Genomic DNA, 19,033 nt, shown 5'->3' with positions numbered 1-19,033 from the left:
GGTTCAGGGCGAGGCCACCAGGCGGTAGCCGATGCCGCGCACCGCCTGCAGGAACAGCGGATTGGCGGGATCGGTCTCGATCTTGCGCCGGAGGCGGTTGATCTGCACGTCGACGGCGCGCTCGTTGACGCTGCCATTGCCGGTCAGTGCGCTGCGCGGCACGGTCTCGCCCGGCGTCTCCGCGAGAATCCGCAGCATCTCGCGCTCGCGGTCGGTGAGGTGGATGACCTCCTCGCCCTGGCGCAATTCGCCGCGTTCGAGATGGTAGACATAGGGGCCGAAGGCGATCTTCTCGAGCGTCGTGGCCTGCGGCGGCGGCGCGGCGCGCTTGAGAATGTTGTTGATGCGCAGCGCCAGCTCGCGCGGCTCGAACGGCTTTGCGACGTAATCGTCGGCGCCGATCTGCAGGCCCTCGATGCGGGCTTCCGCCTCGTGGCGCGCCGTCAGCATCACGATCGGCACCGACGACGAGGTGCGGATGAAGCGGGCGAGGTCGAAGCCGGTCTCGCCGGGCATCATGACGTCGAGGATCAGGAGATCGAAATGCAGGCCCATCAGCTTCGAGCGCGCATCACCGGCGCTCGCCGCGGTGGTGACGCGGTAGCCTTCACTTGCAAGAAAGCGCGAGAGCAGGTCGCGGATGCGGCGGTCGTCGTCGACCAGCAAGAGATGCGGGGCATCGTCGGCCGGTTGCACCGGCGGGCGCGCGAGCGTGGCTGCGAGCGGCACGGTCACTCCTTGGCGTCTTGTTTGACGGCAGCGAAGATCGTCTCCAGCACCTTGTCCGGATCGTCGCGGTCGATCATCGCGCGCAGGAAGCGCTTGACCGTCTCGGCGTCCTGCGGACCCATCTCCGCGAGCGCCCTGGTGATCCGCGTGGTCTGCAGCCCGGCGAGCTTCTGCACCAGCGCCTCGCCCTTCGGCGTCGCGTAGAGCAGGCGCTGGCGACGATCGTTGTCGCCGGTCTTCTGCACGATATAACCCTCGTCCAGGAGCTGCTTCAGCACCCGGCCGAGCGACTGTTTGGTGATGCGCAGGACGTCGAGCAGGTCGGCGACCTTGAGCCCGGGATAGCGGTAGACGAAATGCATGACCCGGTGATGGGCCCGGCCGAAGCCGAACGCCTCCAGCTCCTGGTCGGGATCGCCGACGAAATCGCGATAGGCGAAGAACAGCAGCTCGATGATATCCCAGCGCAAATTGCCTCCATCGCCTGCGGCCGGCCGGGGCGCGGCAGCGTCTTGAGAAGGAGTCGCGAAATTTATGTCAGGCATATTGACGTATCTTGGGTTCAATGTTACAAAACGATCGACCCGCACGAAATTTTAGATCGTTTCGCGCCGGGTGGCGTCGGAGCAGGACGGCCGGAGAGAGCCGGACAGGCGGCGACGGCCGAAGCAGATCTACCGTGCGATTGTCGAGCGGCATTTCGGCAAAACATACTGGACTTCCGCCTTCCGCAAAAGCATGTCCTCGATGACATGCTGGCTGCGGAAACCGGCCGTAACATGGCTGGCGGCGGTCCGGCCAGAAACCAATCAAGCCAGCCGGGCCCGAACGGGCAGGCGGGCGCGAGAAACAGCGCCGCCACCGGCAGCGGGAGGCAAGGACATGAGCATGATATTCGACATCCAGCCCGCATCCAATCCGACGCCCGAGAAGGACCGCGTCGCCAAGCTGGTGGATCCCGGCTTCGGGCGGGTCTTCACCGATCACATGGCAATCGTCCGCTACAACCAGGCCAAGGGCGGCTGGTACGAGGCGAAAATCGAGGCGCGCGCCAACTTCCAGCTCGATCCCGCCGGCGCGGTCCTGCACTACGCCCAGGAGATCTTCGAAGGCCTGAAGGCCTACAAGCGCGACGACGGCGGGGTGAACCTGTTCCGTCCCGACGCCAATGCGCGCCGCTTCAAGGACTCGGCCGATCGCATGGCGATGGCGCAGCTGCCCGAAGACGTCTTCATCGAGGCGGTCGAGCAGGTCGTGCGCATCGACCGCGCCTGGATGCCGGGCGGCGAGGGCAGCCTTTACCTGCGGCCGTTCATGATCGCGAGCGAGACCTTCCTCGGCGTCAAGCCATCGTCCGAATACATCTTTGCGGTGATCGCCTCGCCGGTCGGCTCCTACTTCAAGGGCGGGCCCGCGCCGGTCTCGATCTGGGTGTCGGAGAACTACACGCGCGCCGCGATCGGCGGTACCGGCGCGGTCAAATGCGGCGGCAATTATGCCGCGAGCCTGCGCGCCCAGGCCGAAGCGATCCAGCACGGCTGCGACCAGGTCGTCTTCCTCGACGCGGTCGAGCGCCGCTACATCGAGGAGCTCGGCGGCATGAACGTATTCTTCGTGTTTGAGGACGGCTCGCTGTCGACGCCGCCGCTCGGCACGATCCTGCCCGGCATCACCCGCGACTCCATCATCACGCTCGCCCGCGACGCCGGCAAGACGGTGCGCGAAGAACCCTATACGCTCGAGCAGTGGCGCAAGGACGCGGCCTCAGGCAGGCTGAAGGAAGCCTTCGCCTGCGGCACCGCCGCGGTGATCTCGCCGATCGGCAAGGTGCGCTCGGTCAGCGGCGATTTCGACATCTCGGGCGGCGCCGCCGGCCCCGTCGCCATGGGCCTGCGCAAGCAGCTCGTCGACATCCAGTACGGCCGCACCAACGATCCCCACAACTGGATCCGCAAGGTGTTTTGATCACCCTCCCCTGGAGGGGTCCGGGACGAGCGTAGCTCGCCCGTGGGTCGATCGCGCGCAGCGCGAGCGGGGTGGGGTGATCTCTCAACACGGGCAGTGTTCGATGTGGAGAGACCCTCACCCCACCCCGTCTCTCATCTTCGCTACGCTCAGATGCGAGCCGACCACGGGCGAGCTACGCTCGTCCCGGGCCCCCGCCAGGGGAGGGTAAAAAGCGCAACGTTTGTGGCTTATTGCGCACTGAACGTGCTGCTGCCGACGTGCGACAAAGCCAGGACACAACAAGCGTCCCGGACATCGCGATCATGGCAACAAAGCTCTCCCAACCCATGAAATGGGTCGTTCTCGCCGCCATCACCGGCGTTTGCGTTTTCGGCATCCTGACCGTCGGCCCGACCCACGAGGTTGCTGCGCAAGACCGCTCGCCGATCGTCGATGTGCGCACCGGCGATCCCGAGATGAACACCGCGATCGCTCGCGCCCGCGGCTCGCTGCCGACTTTCTGGGCCTCCTATGAATCGCCCAAGCCGTCCGAGTCTGGTCACGCTTTGAAGGTGCGCTTTACGACCCGCAAGGGCGGGGAGCACATCTGGATCGGTGAGGTGAAGAAGCTGCCCGACGGGACCTTGACCGGCGTCTTCGCCAACGAGCCGCGCGATTTGCCGGGCAAGCGAGCCGGCGATAAGGTCAAGTTCGCGGAGGCCGACATCTCGGACTGGATGTTCATGCGCAACGGCAAGATCGTGGGCGGCGAGACTATTAAGCCGACGCTGAAATCGCTGCCGAAGGCCGACGCGGACGCGCTCCGGGCGCGAATGGAGCAGCCCTAGGGCAGTTGCCGCCTTGCGCCCCGGCTGGTAAACGCCGCGCATGGCCGAGAAACCCAAAAAACCCCAGAAACTGAAGGCGCGTCTGCCGCGCGGGCTCGAGGATCGCGACCCCGCCGCGATCCGGGCGACGCGCGAGATGGTCGAGAAGATCCGCGCCGTCTACGAGCTCTACGGTTTCGAGCCGGTGGAGACGCCGGCGATGGAATACACCGACGCGCTCGGCAAATTCCTGCCGGATCAGGATCGTCCGAACGAGGGCGTGTTCTCGTTCCAGGACGACGACGAGCAATGGATCAGCCTGCGCTACGATCTGACCGCGCCGCTCGCCCGCTACGTCGGTGAGCGCTACGGCACCGATGGTCTGGTGCTGCCCTATCGCAGCTACCGCGTTGGCTACGTCTTCCGCAACGAGAAACCCGGCCCCGGCCGCTTCCGCCAGTTCATGCAGTTCGATGCCGACACGGTCGGCTCGGCGACGCCAGCGGCGGACGCCGAGATCTGCATGATGGCGGCGGACACGATGGAGGCGCTCGGGATCGCGCGCGGCCAGTACCTGGTGAAGGTGAACAATCGCAAGGTGCTCGACGGCGTTCTGGAAGCCATTGGCCTCGCGGGTGAAGAGAATGCGGCGCGCCGACTGACCGTGCTGCGTGCGATCGACAAGCTCGACAAGTTTTCCGCCGATGAAGTGCGCAAGCTGCTCGGTCCCGGACGCTGGGATGGCGGCGAGGAAGGCAAGGGCGACTTCACCAAAGGCGCCAATTTGAGCGCGGCGGAAGCCGATGTTGTTCTCGCTATCACCAAGCCGCGCGAAGATTGGAAAGAAGCAATTGCCGCGGCAGAAACCTATCTCACCAAGAGCGAAGTCGGTCAGGCCGGCGTCAGCGAGCTGGAAGAGATTGCAAAACTGGTCACGGCCTCGGGCTATGGTGCGGATCGTATCAAGATCGATCCCTCGGTCGTGCGCGGCCTCGAATATTACACCGGTCCCGTCTACGAGGTCGAACTCCTGCTCGATACCAAGGACGAGAAGGGCCGCCCTGTGCGCTTCGGCTCGGTCGGTGGCGGCGGGCGTTATGACGGCCTCGTCTCGCGCTTCCGCGGCGAGCCGGTGCCGGCAACCGGATTCTCGATCGGCGTGTCGCGGCTGCAGGCGGCGCTGACGCTGCTCGGCAAGCTCGACACGCGGCCCGAATTCGGCCCGGTCGTCGTCACCGTGTTCGACCGCGACCGCGTGGCCGACTACCAGAAGATGGTCGCGAGCTTGCGTACCGCGGGCATCCGCGCCGAGCTCTATCTGGGCAATCCCAAGAACATGGGCAACCAGCTCAAATATGCCGATCGCCGCAACTCACCTTGCGTCATCATCCAGGGCTCGGATGAAAAGGCGCGCGGCGAAGTGCAGGTCAAGGACCTGATCGAGGGCGCCAAGGCGGCCGCCGCGATCGCCTCCAATCAGGAATGGCGCGAGACCCGGCCGGCGCAGTTCTCGTGCAGCGAAGCCGATCTCGTCGCAAAAGTGCGCGAGGTTCTGGCCCGCCATGACGTGAAGTGGGGCTAGCTATTCGCAGGCCGCGTCATGCCCGGGCTTGTCCCGGGCATCCACGTCTTGTTTGATAGAAGAGAACGTGGATGGCCGGGACAAGCCCGGGCATGACGACAGCAGCAGGGAGAGAACAATGCCTGAGATCACCATCAGCATGGCCGAGGGCCGTACCGACGAGCAGAAGGCCGGCATGATGCGCGACATCACCCAGGCGCTGGTGAAGAATCTCGGCGTCGATGCCGATGCCGTCGTCATCCAGATCAACGAAGCCCCGCTCCGTCACAAGATGAAGGGCGGCAAGACCTTCGTGGAGCGTGCGGCGGCGGCGAAGAAGTAGCGGTCGACGGTTCTGCATTCACCGCTGTCGTCCCCGCGAAGGCGGGGACCCATAACCACAGGGAGTGGTATTGGGCCAGCTGGTAACTCCGAGCCTTCGCCAAACTTGATCCTGTGGTTATGGGTCCCGGATCTGCGCGCGCTTAAGGCGCGCTTGTCCGGGACGACACTGAGTGTAAGGGGTCCATGGACGCACGCGACTTCATCACAACAGGCATGAGCGCCGAGCGCACGCTGGTGGTCCCGGTGGAGCGCACCGTCGGGCATTTCGTGTCAGGCATGCCTTTTGTCTACGCGACGCCGATGATGATCCTGGAGATGGAGATGGCATCGGGTGATGCGATCCGCTCAGCGCTTCAGCCGGGCTGGGTCACTGTCGGTACCGAGGTCGACATCCGCCATCTTGCCGCCGCGCTCGTCGGTGCGACCGTGCGGACCACTGCAAAGGTGGTCGCGGTCGAGCGCCGCGTCATTCGCTTCGAGGTTGAGGCATTCGAGGGCCCGCGCAAGCTCGGCGAAGGCCGCCACGCCCGCGGGCTCGTCAATGTCGAGATGTTCAACAAGCGGCTCGGGGCTTAACGCGGCTGTGGATTTCGCCTAATCCACCTTCCGCGCTTTTGGAGACGAATACGACGTTTCCTGCTCCCTGCGGAGACGCACGGCAGACAGCCTCTCGTCAATCGCCACATCCGCCCAGGTGATGCACGTGTCTTTGGCTACCGCCTTGGTCAATCGCACATTGTGCGCAAGCCCGAGTGGCAGATAGCGCTTTTCAAGGGAGGTGCTGGCGGGCGTCAGTTTGCCGAAGACGGTGTAGCCGCCTTCTCCGTCGAGCATGTCTCCCTCGCGCAAGTCCTTCTTGGCTGTGGCAGCAACATCGGCGTTGAACGTCGTGGCGACGCCTGTCGCCTCATTGCGCAGAGCGATCGAGGCAACTGAAATTCCAAGCTCCAGCCCTATGAGATGCCACTTCTTGTAGGAGCTCATGTAACGACCGCTCGGATCGGTGACGACGCTGTATTCCTGGAAACAGTTGCGGATGTAATCGCTGTCGCCTTCGAAACAGACCCACACGCCCTTGCGGATGTCGTTGGGGATGGGCCTGCCTTCGGCCGTCAGGCAGGATACGACCTCGACCTGGCCCTTGGATTCCAGGATGCCGCCCTCCGAACGGGGGCGCATCAGCGTGGGGATGTCGTCGACCGATCCCGGTGGGAATGCAAGGCCATGCGAGGGCGCCTCCAGGCCGGTTGCGTTCGCGATCGCGGCAGATTCAATCGCAGGCTTGGAGCCGTCGAGGAACGCGTTGAACATTTTTGGATTCATGCCCCCGCGCGCAGCTTGCTCTGCAGACAATCCCCAGTGATCCCAGACCGTTTCGGGCGTCGATTCCCGGTAATGCGGCAGCCATTTGTGGCCACGGCCCGCTGCCACGACGGGAAAACCGCAGGCCCTCGCCCAATCTACGAGGTCGCAAGCGAGAGCCGGCTGATCGCCATAGGCCAGGCTGTAGATCACGCCGGCCTGCCTGGCTCTCTGCGCGAGGATCGGTCCGCAGAAGGCGTCGGCTTCGACGGTCACGTTGATGACGGCCTTGCCTGCAGAAAAGGCGCCGAGGCAGTGCTCGACCGCCGCGACAGGATTGCCGGTGCACTCTGCGATCACCTCGATGCCTTCGCACTTCACAAGCGCTTCCCAGTCGTCGGTCAGGAAGGTCGTGCCGTACTTGAGAGCATCCCCGAGTGAGGTCGCGGCGAACTGCTCCGGGCGCCACCCCACCCGGTACAGGTTTTCGCGGGCACGCGATGGGGACAGGTCAGCAATTCCAACGAGATGGACGCCCGGCGTACGCAGGACTTGATGGAGATACATTGCGCCGAACTTGCCCGCCCCGATCAGTCCGATTTTGATGGGGCGCCGCTCGGCCTGTCGTTCGAGAAGTTTCGCGTAGAGGTTCACGATTGCTCTCCCTATCGGCAACGACCGGGATCGCCGCGCATTCGGCCGCCGAAGCGCTCTGATCCGTCTACTTCGCCAATTCCTTCGACCGCTGCGTGGCCGCGGCGATGGCGCGGATCATGAGTTCGCGCAGGCCCGGCTCGCCCATCAGCACACTGAGCGCGGCGGCCGTGGTGCCGCCGGGCGAGGTGACGTTCTGGCGCAGGGCGCTGGACGGCAGCTCCGACTGGTGCAGCAGCTCGCCGGAGCCGGCGACGGTCTCGCGGGCGAGCTTGGTCGCCAGCGCCTCCGGCAATCCCGCTTCGACGCCGGCGCGGGCGAGCTCTTCGGCGAGCAGGAACACATAGGCCGGGCCCGAGCCGGACACGGCGGTGACCGCGTCCATCAATCCTTCGTCCTCTACCCATTCGACCGAGCCGGTGGCGCGCAGCAGCGCATCCGCCACCGCGCGCTGCGCGGCGCTGACGTTGTTCGCGGCAACAGCGACGGTGATGCCGCGGCCGATCGCTGCCGGCGTGTTCGGCATCGCGCGCACCACGGCGCCGCCACAGACCTCTTGGAGCGAGGCGATCGTGGTGCCCGCCATGATCGAGACCACCGACGTCTTGTCCGAGACGAACGGCTTCAGCCTGGCGCCGGCCTCGCGGAACATCTGCGGCTTCACCGCCACGACCAGCGTCTCGACGGCGCCGGCGGCGCTCACATCAGGATTGAGCACGACGCCCTTGGCGGCCAGCGCGGAGATCTCGGGCGCAATGTGCGGCTCGATCACCGCGACGCGGCGCGGATCGAGTCCGCCCGAAAGCCATCCGGTCAGCATCGCGCCGCCCATCTTGCCGGCGCCGGCAAGCAGGATTGTGCCGGTGACGTTTTGAAGAGGGTTGTTTGCCATCGCCGTTGCCACGCGTTTGCTGTCATCCCCGCCTAGTGCGCAATTGCGCACGGGGGGCGGGGATCCCTGCGCGAGCGATTGCTCGTCGCATAACCACAAGGCGGTTCTAGTGGATCGAGGTGTCGGCAACAAGCCGCGTGCCACAAGTGGCCATCACGCGGTATGGATCCCGGATCGGCGCGCGCTTTGGGCGCGCTTGTCCGGGATGACGTGGGGAGGGAGCTGCCGCCCTCGCGCCTTGGGAGGCCCTACGCCTCGCCCACCGTATCGAACATTGCCGCGTCCATCGCCTCCGCCGTGCTCTTGCCGGCCCACACCACGAACTGGAACGCGGGGAAGTAGCGCTCGCAGGCATGAATGGCGCCGGCAAGCATGACCTCGCATTGCGCCGGCGAGGCGGTGAGGCCCCCCGGCAGCACCAGGGCCTGGCGGTGCATCACCATGCCGGTGGTGGTCCACAGGTCGAAATGGCCGACCCACAGCTGTTCGTTCACGGCGGCAACGAGCCGCTGCACCTCGCCGCGGCGCGCGGGCGGAATCTTCATGTCGAAGGCGCAGGCCAGATGCAGCGCCTCGATCTCGCCCATCCAGGTGAAGGAGAGCTGGTAGTCGGTCCATTGTCCCTTGGAGACAATCGTGAGCTCGTCCTCGCCGGAGCGTTCGAACGGCCAGTTGTTGCTGGCGGCGATGTCCTCGACCACCGCGAGCGGATGGTTTCTGGAATCGATAGTGCCTTCGAGCAGGGACATGCCGTCTCGACCTCTTGCCTTCTTGTTGTCTTTGATACGCACGCGGTTGGGCCCGGCGCGCACTCCCTAAACGTCGCTGCGGCGTCCCTCGGATCAGCCTTTGCAATCCCCTCGGAGTCGCTGTTGCGATCCCTCGGATCAGCGCAGGCCTGTCGCGGATCAAGTGATGTGATTTGCGGAATCTGCGCAACGGGGTCGCGAGTCCGTCCACAAGCCAGGACTCGTTCGTCCACAGCTCATCTCCGCCACAATTCTTAACGGACGAGAACAAACCGGAATCGGATTCGGCAAAAAAGCTCGCCGCAAATTCCGTGAGGCGAGGGCCGGACCGCCGTGCGGGCATGGGACCATGCGCTTGGCCCATGCGGAACATGCTTGCCGCGACTGCCCGGCGGCGGCATATTTCCTGATAGGCCGTTCATCCCGGACGGCCGATGTTCTCAGGGCGGGGTGAAAGTCCCCACCGGCGGTAAGGGCCGAACGGCCCAAGCCCGCGAGCGCCTTCCGCGAGGGCTATCCCGAACGGAAGGGTCAGCAGATTCGGTGCAACTCCGAAGCCGACGGTTAAAGTCCGGATGAAAGAGAACGGTCGCTGGCAGACGCATCGAGACGATGCGGCTGTTTGTCGTTCCGTGTGCCCTGATTCTGGTCCTTAAACCGAGGAAAGCCATGAATCAGATGCTGCAAGACCCCCAAACCGAAACGTCCCAAACGCCGCCGCCGGTTCCCGTGGATCCGGCCCCTGCGCATCCGCGCTTCGCGAAGCCGCAGCGGGTGGCCTTCGTGCAGGCCTGCTGGCACCGCGACGTGGTCGCGGAAGCCCGCATCGCCTTCATGAAGGAGGCGGAAGCCCGCCACCTCACCCATGTCGACGTGTTCGAGGTGCCGGGCTCGTTCGAGATCCCGCTGCACGCGCAGGTCCTCGCCAAGACGCGGCGCTACACCGCGATCGTCGCGGCCGGTCTCGTCGTCGACGGCGGCATCTACCGCCACGAATTCGTCGCCGACACCGTGATCAAGGCGCTAATGGACGTGCAGCTGCGGACGGAGGTGCCGGTGTTCTCGGCCGTGCTGACGCCGCAGCAATTCCACGAGACCGAGGTGCACTACGATTTCTTCCGCAAGCACTTTGCGATCAAGGGCGTCGAAGTCGCGACCGCCTGCGCGGAGACGTTGCACGGCCTGGAGCGCCTGCGCGGCCAGGTCGCGGCGGGGATCGTGGGGTAGGCAATGGTCATTCCGGGGCGCGCGCAGCGCGAGCCCGGAATCCATTGATCGACACGGATTGCTGCAAGATGGATTCCGGGTTCGGCGGTGACGCGCCGCCCGGAATGACGGTGCTAGATCAAATCAGTCGAACAGGCTCGACACCGATTCTTCCGCCGCCGTGCGCGCGATCGCATCCGAGATCAGGCTGGCGATCGGCAGGGTGCGGATGTTCGGCGCCTTGGTCACCGCGTCGGTCGGCAGGATCGAATCGGTGATCACCAGCTCCTTCAGCCTGGAGCCGGCGATGCGCGCCGCCGCGCCGCCGGAGAGCACGCCGTGGGTGATGTAGGCGTAGACGTCCTTGGCGCCCTTGGCGAGCAGCGCATCGGCCGCGTTCACCAGCGTGCCGCCGGAATCGACGATGTCGTCGACGAGGATGCAGGTGTGGCCGGAGACGTCGCCGATCACGTTCATGACCTCGGACTCGCCCGGCCGCTCGCGGCGCTTGTCGACGATCGCGAGCGGGGTGTTGATGCGCTTGGCGAGGCCGCGCGCGCGGGCGACGCCGCCGACGTCGGGCGAGACCACCATCGTCTTGGTCAGGTCGAACTTGTCCTTGATGTCGCGCACCATCAGCGGCGCGGCGAACAGGTTGTCGGTCGGGATGTCGAAGAAGCCCTGGATCTGGCCGGCATGCAGGTCGAGCGTCATGACGCGGTCGACGCCGGCCTGCGTGATCATGTTGGCGACGAGCTTGGCCGAGATCGGCGTGCGCGAGCCTGATTTACGGTCCTGCCTGGCGTAGCCGAAATAGGGCAGCACTGCGGTGATGCGGCGCGCCGAGGAGCGGCGCAGCGCGTCGGTGATGATGAGCAATTCCATCAGATGGTCGTTGGCGGGGAACGAGGTCGACTGGATGACGAAGGCATCCGAGCCGCGGACGTTCTCCTGGATCTCGACGAAGATCTCCATGTCGGCGAAGCGCCGCACCACCGCCTTGGTCAGCGGCAGGTCGAGCCCTTGCGCGATCGCCTGGGCGAGGGCCGGATTGGAGTTGCCGGCGACGAGCTTGATGGAGCCGTTTTTGGCCGACATGGACGCTTCCTCCCGCGCTTTGCTGGATACGACCTTCAACATCTGAGAATACCCGCTGGCAGCACGGTTACGACGGGCGAGGAAATATCAGGCGGAAGGCCGCGATGGCAACCCGGGATGCTACGTTTTCCCTTCGAAAATCCTGAGTCGGGCCAACGGCTTGGCCGCAAGTTGAGGCCGTGGTTTAGCGGGGGTTATTGCTCGGCATAGCCGAGCGCTGATGCCGGCATGTCCTGCGCGGGAGCGTCCTTGACGACGCTGGCCACCGCCGGTCCCCGCAATGCCGGAGCCGCGCCGGGTGCATCCGGCGTTCCGTTGATCATGTTGGAAAGTCCGCTGAATCCGGCCTGGGCGATCTTCCGCAGCACGAGGTCGTCGGCAGCCGACCACGCGTCGCGCCCGCCCTTGGCCGAGGTCGGTTCCTCGCCGGAGAGACGCAGCGCGCGCTGCTGGTTGGCGTCGTAGACGTCCCAGACCCAGGCGATCACGGTCTTGCCGCGCACCACCTGGGCGGAGAGGTAGCTGCGCACGCGATAGGCAGCCGTACCTTCGCGGGAGACCACGGACAGGCTGCGCAGCTTGGATTCGCTGTCGAGCACGCCGACCATGCGGTCGAACACTTGCGGAGGTGGCCCGTCGATCGATTCGAAGGCGATAGTGGCCCCGCTGCCGGCGCTCGGCGCCATCGCATAGGAATTGACGGCACTGCCGCCGCCGGCGCAGCCGCCCAGCGCGGCCGCCGCTGCCAGCAGCATGACCGCCAGCACGCGCGAACCCGCGCGGTGGAAGATGAATGACGCGTCCCTCATTATGGAGGGCAGCGATATCGTTAAAATCGATTAAGGTCTAGGGCAGGCGCGACACATCCCCACTGTCATTCCGGGGGCGATGCGCAAGCATCGAACCCGGAATCCATTTCGCCGCGTGAATTGCCGCACGATGGATTCCGGGTTCTCGCTTCGCGAGCCCCGGAGTGACACGGGGTTGCCCCTGTGTTCACCCATCCAGCGCAATCGCGTGAACGTGACGGCCGTAATCCGGCTCCTTGCGATGGACCGAACGGCGATAGCTGAAGAAGCGCTCGTCGGCGTAGGTGTCGAGGCCGAGATCGTCGATCATCAGGATGCCGGCGGCCTCGAGCCGCTTGCGGATGAAGCCGGCGAGATCGAACATCGCGTGGCCCTCGCGCACCGAGGGGATGAAGAACACAGCGTTCTCGGCATCCTGTTCGATGAAGCGCGCGACGAACTCGTTGCCGACCTCGTAGCTGTCCTGGCGGATCAAGGGGCCGATCGCGGCGATGATGCCGCCGCGCGTGGCGCCGAGCTGCTCCATCGCCGCGATGGTGGATTCCAGCACGCCCGTCAGTGCGCCCTTCCACCCCGCATGCGCGCCACCGATCACGCGCGCCTGGGGATCGACGAACAGCACCGGCCCGCAATCGGCGGTGGAGACGCCGAGCGCGATGCCTGGCGTCTTCGTCACCAGCGCATCGCCCTTCGGCCGTGGCCCGCTCGGCCACGGTGCCTCGGCAACCAGCACGTCGGGCGAATGGATCTGGTGCAGGCTGAGGAAGCGCTCGGGCGCAACGCCGACATGCTCGGCCATGCGGCGCCGGTTCTCGGCGACCAGGGTCTGATCGTCGTTGGAGCCGAGCCCGCCGTTCAGCGCGGAATAAATGCCGCCGGAGACGCCGCCTTCGCGGGTGAAGAAGGCATGGCGCAGGCCGGGCACGGCCGACAGCAGCGACGAAGCTATCGTCATGAGGCCTCTCCTGTCTGTTCGAGATCGCTGAGGCCGGCAAGGCTTGCCAGCCGCGGCTCCGAGATGCCGAGCACCTTGAACATCGAGCCCATGCCGCCACGCCCGGTATCGGTCAGGCGCCTGAGCGCCACCGAAATGTCGGTGGCGACGTCGGGCGCTGCTTTCTGCATCAAGGCGGCGGCGCGGGTGTCGATGCCGATCCGCTTGAGGAAGTCGCCTTGCGTCACCGGCCCATGCACGCGCGCGCCGACATCCTCGGCCGCGCGCGCCAGCGCCTGGAAATCGACATGGGCGGTGACGTCGGCCTGGCCCGGCGCCTTCAAGGGATCGGCGAAGGTGTGGCGCGCAATCGCCTGGAACGTGTCGCCGGCGTCGCTGCGGAGGTGGCCGTAATCGATGATCAGCGCCGCGCCGTCCTGGTCGCGCACGCGCGTGGCAAGCTTCATGATCTCGCCGTCGGGGCGCCACTCGAACACGGCGCCGATGGGGGCGGCGCGCACCAGGGGCGGCAGCAGCACGTCGAAGCGAGGCGTCGGCTCCGGCGCCGCGCCGAACTGAAGCTTGCCGTTGGGATCGATCTCGATCACGCGCTCGTGCCAGCCGTTCTCGAGCCGGACCATCTGGTGGAGCGGCAGCACGTCGAAATATTCGTTGGCGAGGATGATGCTCGGGCCCTCCGGCACCTCGTCGATGCTGTCGTGCCAGGCGATGTTGCGCACGTTGGCGAGCGTCGCGCTCTGCCGGTCCCGCAACACGGGATTGACCTCGACCATGTGGATGTGGAGCGCCTGGTAGAGCGGGGGCAGCACGCGGAGCGCGCGCAGCGCATCCGCCATCATGGTGCCACGGCCGGGGCCGAGCTCGATCAGCCGCAGGAACTGCGGCGAGCCCATCTGCTTCCAGACCGAGGCGGTCCACAACCCCAACAGCTCGCCGAACATCTGGCTGACTTCGGGCGCCGTGGTGAAGTCGCCCTCGCGCCCGAGCGGATCGCGCGAGACGTAATAGCCGTAGCGCGGATGCATCAGGCACAGTTCCATGTACCGCCAGACCGGCATGGGCCCGGAAGATTTGATCAGCGCCTTGATCTCGTTGAGCAGCGGCTGGTCGGTCACGGCGATCTTCTCGAAATGAATTAACGAATGGCCTGGACGGGCGTCGGCGCACCGCGCCTCACTGCCAATACAATAAGAATGAGGCCGACGATAAGCATCGGGATCGACAGCAGCATGCCCATGGTTAATCCGCCCCAGAGGAAACCGAGCTGCGCGTCCGGCTCGCGGAAATGCTCGCCGGCGATGCGGGCCAGACCATAGACCAGGATGAAGGCGCCGAGGATCATGCCGGGGCGCTTTAAGGCACCGAACCGGATCATGATCGCGAGCACCGTGAACAGCAGGATGCCCTCCATGCCGGCTTGGTAGAGCTGGCTCGGATGCCGCGGCAACTGCGTCGGATCGTTGGGGAAGATGATCGCCCAGGGCAGGGTCGGGTCGGTGGCGCGGCCCCACAATTCGCCGTTGATGAAATTGGCGATGCGTCCGAGCAACAGCCCGACCGGGGCGACCGCGGTGGTGATGTCGCCGAGCGACAGGATCGAGATGCCATTGCGCCAGGCGAACCACATCACCGCGACGACGCAGCCGAGGAAGCCGCCGTGGAACGACATCCCGCCCTCCCACAACTTAAAGATCGCGGCGGGATGATCGATGAAGAAGGGCAGGTTGTAGAACAGCACGTAGCCGGCGCGGCCCCCCACGATGATGCCGAGCGTGACCCACAGGATGAAGTCGTCGATCTGAAGCAGCGAGATCGGCGCGGGTCCGCCCCACAGGCGTTCGCTCTTCAGCAGCGCGCGGGCATAAAGCCAGCCGAACACGATGCCGCAGATATAGGCCAAGGCATACCATTTGATCGCGAACGGACCGATCTCGAGCGCGATCGGGTTGAAGGCGGGGAAGTCGATGAGCAGAAACGGCATCGCGCCTTCTGTGTCCAAGCGGGATCGCGGCGGTCGGCGCCGGCAGACGCCCCGTGATTCCTCTTATGCAGGGACGTTGAATACGATTGCAAGGAAACCGGCGCATGACAAGGATACCGCCGCTTCGCTCTTGAACCGGCCCCGTCGGATTGCCATTGTCATTCTGCGTGTTCGCGCAAAGTTTATCGGAGGCCCACAATGACCCAGACCAACAACCGGTTTTTCGACGAGATCGGCCGCCTGATGAACGACGCCGCCGGTGCTGCCCAGGGCGTCAAGCGCGAGTTCGATTCCGTGATACGCAGCCAGGCCGAAAAATTCCTGCGCGACATGGACCTCGTCAAGCGCGAGGAGTTCGAGGCGGTCAAGGACATGGCGCGCCTGGCGCGCGAGGAGAACGAAGCCCTGAAGGCGCGGCTCGCAGCGCTGGAGGCGAAGCTCGGGGGGACCCCGACGTCGTAAAGCGCGGTCTCTTACCCTCCCCTGGAGGGGGAGGGTCGGCGCGTAGCGCCGGGGTGGGGTGATCTCTCCACTCGGGCACCGCCTCGATCGAGAGACTGTCACCCCACCCCGGCTCACGTTTTGCTACGCTCCATATGAGCCGATCCTCCCCCTCCAAGGGAGGGTAAGGACCCGGGCCTCCAGGGGAGGGTACCAGCCCATTCTCCTTGTCATTTCCGCAGCTTCCGGGTAAAAGCCCGCCACGTCCGCGGCCCCCGCACCCCTGGAGGCTTGCTGTGGACTATGCCATGGGCCGCCTTGCGGCCCATTAACTTTTGCAAAAACAAGGACTTAACGACATGGCGACGACCGTCAAGGAATTGAAGGCGACCGCACGTCCGAAGAGCGGCAAGGGGGCCGCCCGGGCTGAGCGTCGCGCCGGGCGAGTGCCCGGAGTGATCTACGGCAACAACCAGCCCCCGCTGACGATCTCGATCGAGGATCGTGAACTGCGCCAGCGCATCCTTGCCGGCCGGTTCCTGACCACGCTGGTCGACATCGACCTCGAGGGCAAGAAGCACCGCGTCATTCCGCGCGACTATCACCTCGACCCGGTCAAGGACTTCCCGATCCATGTCGACTTCTTGCGGCTGGGCGAAGGCGCCACCATCCGCATCAGCGTTCCCCTGCACGTGGTGAAGGCCGAAACCTCTCCGGGCGTGAAGCGCGGCGGCACCGTGAACATCGTCGCGCATGCGATCGAGCTCGAATGCGGCGTCGAGAGCATCCCGCAATACATCGAGGCCGATGTCGGCGCGCTCGAGATCGGTCACTCCCTGCATCTGGCCGACGTCAAGCTGCCGGCCGGCGTCAAGGCGCTGACCCGCGAGGACGCGACCCTCGTCACCATCGTGCCGCCGTCCGGTTACGCCGAAGAGCAGAAGGCCGCTGCTGCGGCTGCCGCTGCTGGTGCGGCCCCGGGCGCTGCGGCTGCTCCGGCCGCTGGTGCCGCGGCTCCGGCTGCTGCTCCTGCCGCTGCTGCCAAGGCTCCCGCCGGCGGCGACAAGAAGAAGTAATCTCTCGAAGCTGGCGCGCGGTCCTTGACCGCGCGCCGAGCGGGGGGCGCGCCGCGTCATGCGACTCTTTGTTGGGCTCGGCAATCCCGGCGCGAAATACGCACGTAACCGGCACAATATCGGCTTCATGGCCGTCGACGAGATCGCGCGGCGTCATGGTTTTGCGCCGTGGCGCCGCCGCTTTCAGGGCGAGACCTCGGAAGGTGCGCTCGGACCCGAGCGCGTGATCCTGCTCAAGCCCACGACCTACATGAACGAGTCCGGACGCAGCGTTCAGGAAGCGGCGAGCTTCTTCAAGATCGCCGCGGGCGACACCACCGTGTTCCACGACGAGCTCGAGCTGCCGCCAGGCAAGGTGCGGGTGAAGATCGGCGGCGGCATTGCCGGCCATAACGGCCTGCGTTCGATCTCGGCGCATATCGGCAACGATTATCGCCGGGTGCGGCTCGGCATCGGTCATCCCGGCGTCAAGGAGCTGGTGCACGGCCATGTGCTGTCGGACTTCGCCAAGGCCGACAACGAATGGGTGGCGACGCTCTGCGATGCGGTGGCCGAGCATGCCGCGCTGCTTGCCAAGGGCACGGACGCGACCTTCGCCAACAGGGTGCATCTGGCCATGCAGGCGAAGGGGTTTTTGACCAAGGACGAGAACGGCAAGGAATAACACCTGTCATCGCCGGACTTGATCCGGCGATCCATCCTTCGAAGACGATGGATGCGCGGATCAAGCCCGCGCATGACGAGTTCGAAAGACATTTGCGCGCGAAGCGCGGAGGCCAGGACCACCATGGGATTCAAATGCGGGATCGTCGGATTGCCCAATGTCGGCAAGTCGACCTTGTTCAATGCGCTGACCGAGACGGCCGCGGCGCAGGCCGCGAACTATCCTTTCTGCACCATCGAGCCGAATGTCGGCGAGGTCGCCGTGCCCGATCCCAGGCTCGACAAGCTCGCGGCCATCGCCAAGTCGGGCCAGATCATCCCGACCCGGCTGACCTTCGTCGACATCGCAGGCCTCGTGCGCGGCGCCTCCAAGGGTGAAGGCCTCGGCAACCAGTTCCTGGCCAATATCCGCGAGGTCGACGCCATCGCGCATGTCGTGCGCTGCTTTGAAGACTCCGACATCACCCATGTCGAAGGCAAGATCGCCCCGCTCGCGGACATCGAGACCATCGAGACCGAGCTGATGCTCGCCGATCTCGACAGCCTCGAGAAGCGCGTCGACAATCTCACCAAGAAGGCCAAGGGCAACGACAAGGACGCCAAGGAGCAGCTCGATCTCGTCAACCGCACCCTGGTGCTCTTGCGCGAAGGCAAGCCCGCGCGCCTCGTCGAGCGCAAGGCGGAGGAGGAGCGGGCCTTCTCGATGCTCGGCCTGCTGTCGTCCAAGCCCGTGCTCTATGTCTGCAACGTCGAGGAAGGCTCGGCCGCGACAGGCAACGCCTTCTCCAAGGCGGTCGAGGAGCAGGCGGCGAAGGAGGGCGCGGTTGCCGTCGTCATCTCCGCCAAGATCGAATCCGAGATCGCGACCATCTCGCGTGACGAGCGCGCGGACTTCCTGGAGACCTTGGGCCTCGAAGAAGCCGGCCTCGATCGCCTGATCCGCGCCGGCTACACCCTGCTCGACCTCATCACCTACTTCACCGTGGGCCCGAAGGAAGCGCGCGCCTGGACCATCTATCGCGGCACCAAGGCGCCGGCGGCGGCCGGCGTGATCCACACCGATTTCGAGAAGGGTTTTATCCGCGCCGAGACCATCGCGTATGACGATTACGTCGCGCTCGGCGGCGAAGCCGGTGCCCGCGATGCCGGCAAGCTCCGCCTCGAAGGCAAGGATTACGTCGTCGCCGACGGCGACGTGATGCATTTCAGGTTTAATACGTAGGAGCTGGTCATTCCGGGGCGCGCGAAGCGCGAGCCCGGAATCCATCTATACGCTTGTTCTGTGGCTCAATGGATTCCGGGCTCGCCTCTTCGAGGCGCCCCGGAATGACGGGAATCACCGCATCCCTGATCCCTGGTCCCGGATCGCGCCGAGATGCTCGTTGATGCGGAAGACGATCAGGATCAGCTCCGCGACGATGCGCGAGAACACGATGCCGACCACGACGCTGGCGATCGACGACAGCAGCACCAGGAAGCCGCCGAATGGGCTGATCGCCATCGCGGCCAACCCTGAGAAGATGCCGGAGAGCCCGAACAGGCAGATCAGCGCGATCACCAGCCAGTAGAAGGTCTTGATGATCGTCGGCGTGATGAAGCGGTCCCACTGGAACAGGTCGCTGAATGAGAACATTGCTCTCCCCAAGGCAAATCGCAAGGCAAATCGGGACTTCAAATCGGGCTTCGGCCGTCGATCGATCCGACTCAAATCAACGCCGATCTCAAGTATGTAGCACGAGCCATGCGGGCCGGCGGGTTGAGATTGCCGCAAAGTGCGGCCACAATCTGTCATTCCCGC

21 protein-coding genes and 1 riboswitch are annotated in these 19,033 nt (G+C 65.3%); of the genes, 10 read left to right on the top strand and 11 right to left on the bottom strand.

Going from position 1 to position 19,033, the window contains the following annotated elements; genetic code table 11:
• Positions 1 to 3 precede the first annotated feature (3 nt).
• A complete protein-coding gene (locus GA0061099_RS21900; RefSeq protein ID WP_036027131.1) occupies positions 4 to 735 on the bottom strand; it encodes a response regulator in 732 nt (243 codons plus the stop codon).
• Entirely contained in the window at positions 732 to 1,274 is a 543-nt protein-coding gene (locus tag GA0061099_RS21895; RefSeq protein WP_050991840.1) for a MarR family winged helix-turn-helix transcriptional regulator, read from the bottom strand. Before GA0061099_RS21895 ends, GA0061099_RS21900 begins: the two co-directional genes overlap by 4 nt.
• Positions 1,275 to 1,611: 337 nt before the next feature.
• Between GA0061099_RS21895 and GA0061099_RS21890 the strand changes: the two genes are divergently transcribed.
• From GA0061099_RS21890 to GA0061099_RS21870, 5 genes are all read left to right on the top strand, one after another.
• Complete coding sequence (locus tag GA0061099_RS21890) at positions 1,612 to 2,694, top strand: branched-chain amino acid aminotransferase (protein WP_036027134.1); 1,083 nt, start codon at positions 1,612 to 1,614, stop codon at positions 2,692 to 2,694.
• A 305-nt stretch (positions 2,695 to 2,999) separates the two neighbouring features.
• Positions 3,000 to 3,524: a YegJ family protein gene (locus GA0061099_RS21885; protein WP_036009354.1), complete on the top strand. Its 525-nt coding sequence runs from the start codon at positions 3,000 to 3,002 to the stop codon at positions 3,522 to 3,524.
• 40 nt (positions 3,525 to 3,564) lie between these two features.
• Complete coding sequence (hisS, locus tag GA0061099_RS21880; protein ID WP_036027136.1) at positions 3,565 to 5,085, top strand: histidine--tRNA ligase; 1,521 nt, start codon at positions 3,565 to 3,567, stop codon at positions 5,083 to 5,085.
• Positions 5,086 to 5,152: 67 nt separating this feature from the next.
• Positions 5,153 to 5,407 carry a tautomerase family protein gene (locus tag GA0061099_RS21875; protein WP_275498569.1) on the top strand — a complete coding sequence of 85 codons (255 nt, stop codon included), beginning with the start codon at positions 5,153 to 5,155 and terminating at the stop codon, positions 5,405 to 5,407.
• A gap of 185 nt (positions 5,408 to 5,592) precedes the next feature.
• On the top strand, positions 5,593 to 5,985 hold the full coding sequence (locus GA0061099_RS21870) for a thioesterase family protein (protein ID WP_036009365.1): 393 nt from the start codon (positions 5,593 to 5,595) through the stop codon (positions 5,983 to 5,985).
• An 18-nt stretch (positions 5,986 to 6,003) separates the two neighbouring features.
• On the opposite strand, the gene GA0061099_RS21865 is transcribed toward GA0061099_RS21870, so the two are convergent.
• From GA0061099_RS21865 to GA0061099_RS21855, 3 genes are all read right to left on the bottom strand, one after another.
• On the bottom strand, positions 6,004 to 7,365 hold the full coding sequence (locus tag GA0061099_RS21865) for an NAD(P)H-dependent oxidoreductase (RefSeq protein ID WP_036027138.1): 1,362 nt from the start codon (positions 7,363 to 7,365) through the stop codon (positions 6,004 to 6,006).
• 67 nt (positions 7,366 to 7,432) lie between these two features.
• The gene (gene proC / locus GA0061099_RS21860; protein ID WP_036027164.1) at positions 7,433 to 8,257 is read right to left on the bottom strand and encodes a pyrroline-5-carboxylate reductase; all 825 of its coding nucleotides are present in this window, start codon (positions 8,255 to 8,257) and stop codon (positions 7,433 to 7,435) included.
• Positions 8,258 to 8,505: 248 nt separating this feature from the next.
• The gene (locus GA0061099_RS21855) at positions 8,506 to 9,006 is read right to left on the bottom strand and encodes a type III secretion system chaperone family protein (RefSeq protein WP_036009392.1); all 501 of its coding nucleotides are present in this window, start codon (positions 9,004 to 9,006) and stop codon (positions 8,506 to 8,508) included.
• A 432-nt stretch (positions 9,007 to 9,438) separates the two neighbouring features.
• Positions 9,439 to 9,597: riboswitch (FMN riboswitch) on the top strand.
• Positions 9,598 to 9,675: 78 nt separating this feature from the next.
• Here GA0061099_RS21855 and GA0061099_RS21850 point away from each other — a divergent pair.
• Complete coding sequence (locus GA0061099_RS21850; RefSeq protein WP_036027167.1) at positions 9,676 to 10,233, top strand: 6,7-dimethyl-8-ribityllumazine synthase; 558 nt, start codon at positions 9,676 to 9,678, stop codon at positions 10,231 to 10,233.
• 123 nt (positions 10,234 to 10,356) lie between these two features.
• Here the strand turns inward: GA0061099_RS21850 and GA0061099_RS21845 are convergent, their stop codons facing one another.
• The 5 genes from GA0061099_RS21845 to lgt all read right to left on the bottom strand — a co-directional run bounded on the left by GA0061099_RS21845 (position 10,357) and on the right by lgt (position 15,055).
• Positions 10,357 to 11,310, bottom strand: a complete 954-nt coding sequence (locus tag GA0061099_RS21845) for a ribose-phosphate pyrophosphokinase (protein ID WP_036009398.1) — start codon at positions 11,308 to 11,310, stop codon at positions 10,357 to 10,359.
• Positions 11,311 to 11,504: 194 nt separating this feature from the next.
• Positions 11,505 to 12,119: a hypothetical protein gene (locus GA0061099_RS21840; protein ID WP_036027171.1), complete on the bottom strand. Its 615-nt coding sequence runs from the start codon at positions 12,117 to 12,119 to the stop codon at positions 11,505 to 11,507.
• A 187-nt stretch (positions 12,120 to 12,306) separates the two neighbouring features.
• Positions 12,307 to 13,074, bottom strand: a complete 768-nt coding sequence (pgeF, locus tag GA0061099_RS21835) for a peptidoglycan editing factor PgeF (RefSeq protein ID WP_036027172.1) — start codon at positions 13,072 to 13,074, stop codon at positions 12,307 to 12,309.
• Positions 13,071 to 14,189: a class I SAM-dependent methyltransferase gene (locus GA0061099_RS21830; protein ID WP_036027174.1), complete on the bottom strand. Its 1,119-nt coding sequence runs from the start codon at positions 14,187 to 14,189 to the stop codon at positions 13,071 to 13,073. Before GA0061099_RS21830 ends, pgeF begins: the two co-directional genes overlap by 4 nt.
• Before the next feature lie 20 nt (positions 14,190 to 14,209).
• Positions 14,210 to 15,055, bottom strand: a complete 846-nt coding sequence (gene lgt, locus GA0061099_RS21825) for a prolipoprotein diacylglyceryl transferase (protein ID WP_036027175.1) — start codon at positions 15,053 to 15,055, stop codon at positions 14,210 to 14,212.
• Between the two features lie 198 nt (positions 15,056 to 15,253).
• Here lgt and GA0061099_RS21820 point away from each other — a divergent pair, with 198 nt between their 5' ends.
• The 4 genes from GA0061099_RS21820 (at position 15,254) to ychF (ending at position 18,457) form a co-directional block, all read left to right on the top strand.
• Positions 15,254 to 15,517: an accessory factor UbiK family protein gene (locus tag GA0061099_RS21820; protein WP_036027178.1), complete on the top strand. Its 264-nt coding sequence runs from the start codon at positions 15,254 to 15,256 to the stop codon at positions 15,515 to 15,517.
• 338 nt (positions 15,518 to 15,855) lie between these two features.
• On the top strand, positions 15,856 to 16,572 hold the full coding sequence (locus GA0061099_RS21815) for a 50S ribosomal protein L25/general stress protein Ctc (RefSeq protein WP_074448041.1): 717 nt from the start codon (positions 15,856 to 15,858) through the stop codon (positions 16,570 to 16,572).
• Between the two features lie 58 nt (positions 16,573 to 16,630).
• Positions 16,631 to 17,236, top strand: coding sequence for an aminoacyl-tRNA hydrolase (gene pth, locus GA0061099_RS21810; protein ID WP_036009403.1), 606 nt, complete (start codon positions 16,631 to 16,633; stop codon positions 17,234 to 17,236).
• A gap of 123 nt (positions 17,237 to 17,359) precedes the next feature.
• Positions 17,360 to 18,457 carry a redox-regulated ATPase YchF gene (gene ychF, locus GA0061099_RS21805; protein WP_036009406.1) on the top strand — a complete coding sequence of 366 codons (1,098 nt, stop codon included), beginning with the start codon at positions 17,360 to 17,362 and terminating at the stop codon, positions 18,455 to 18,457.
• Between the two features lie 114 nt (positions 18,458 to 18,571).
• Here ychF and GA0061099_RS21800 read toward each other — a convergent pair whose 3' ends face one another.
• Positions 18,572 to 18,868, bottom strand: coding sequence for a DUF4282 domain-containing protein (locus GA0061099_RS21800; protein ID WP_028134403.1), 297 nt, complete (start codon positions 18,866 to 18,868; stop codon positions 18,572 to 18,574).
• Positions 18,869 to 19,033 lie beyond the last annotated feature (165 nt).

The sequence above is a fragment of the Bradyrhizobium yuanmingense genome, from assembly GCF_900094575.1.
GTDB lineage: Bacteria > Pseudomonadota > Alphaproteobacteria > Rhizobiales > Xanthobacteraceae > Bradyrhizobium > Bradyrhizobium yuanmingense.
Note: the sequence above shows the minus strand (reverse complement) of the source record. Positions and strands in the feature narration are given on the sequence as shown.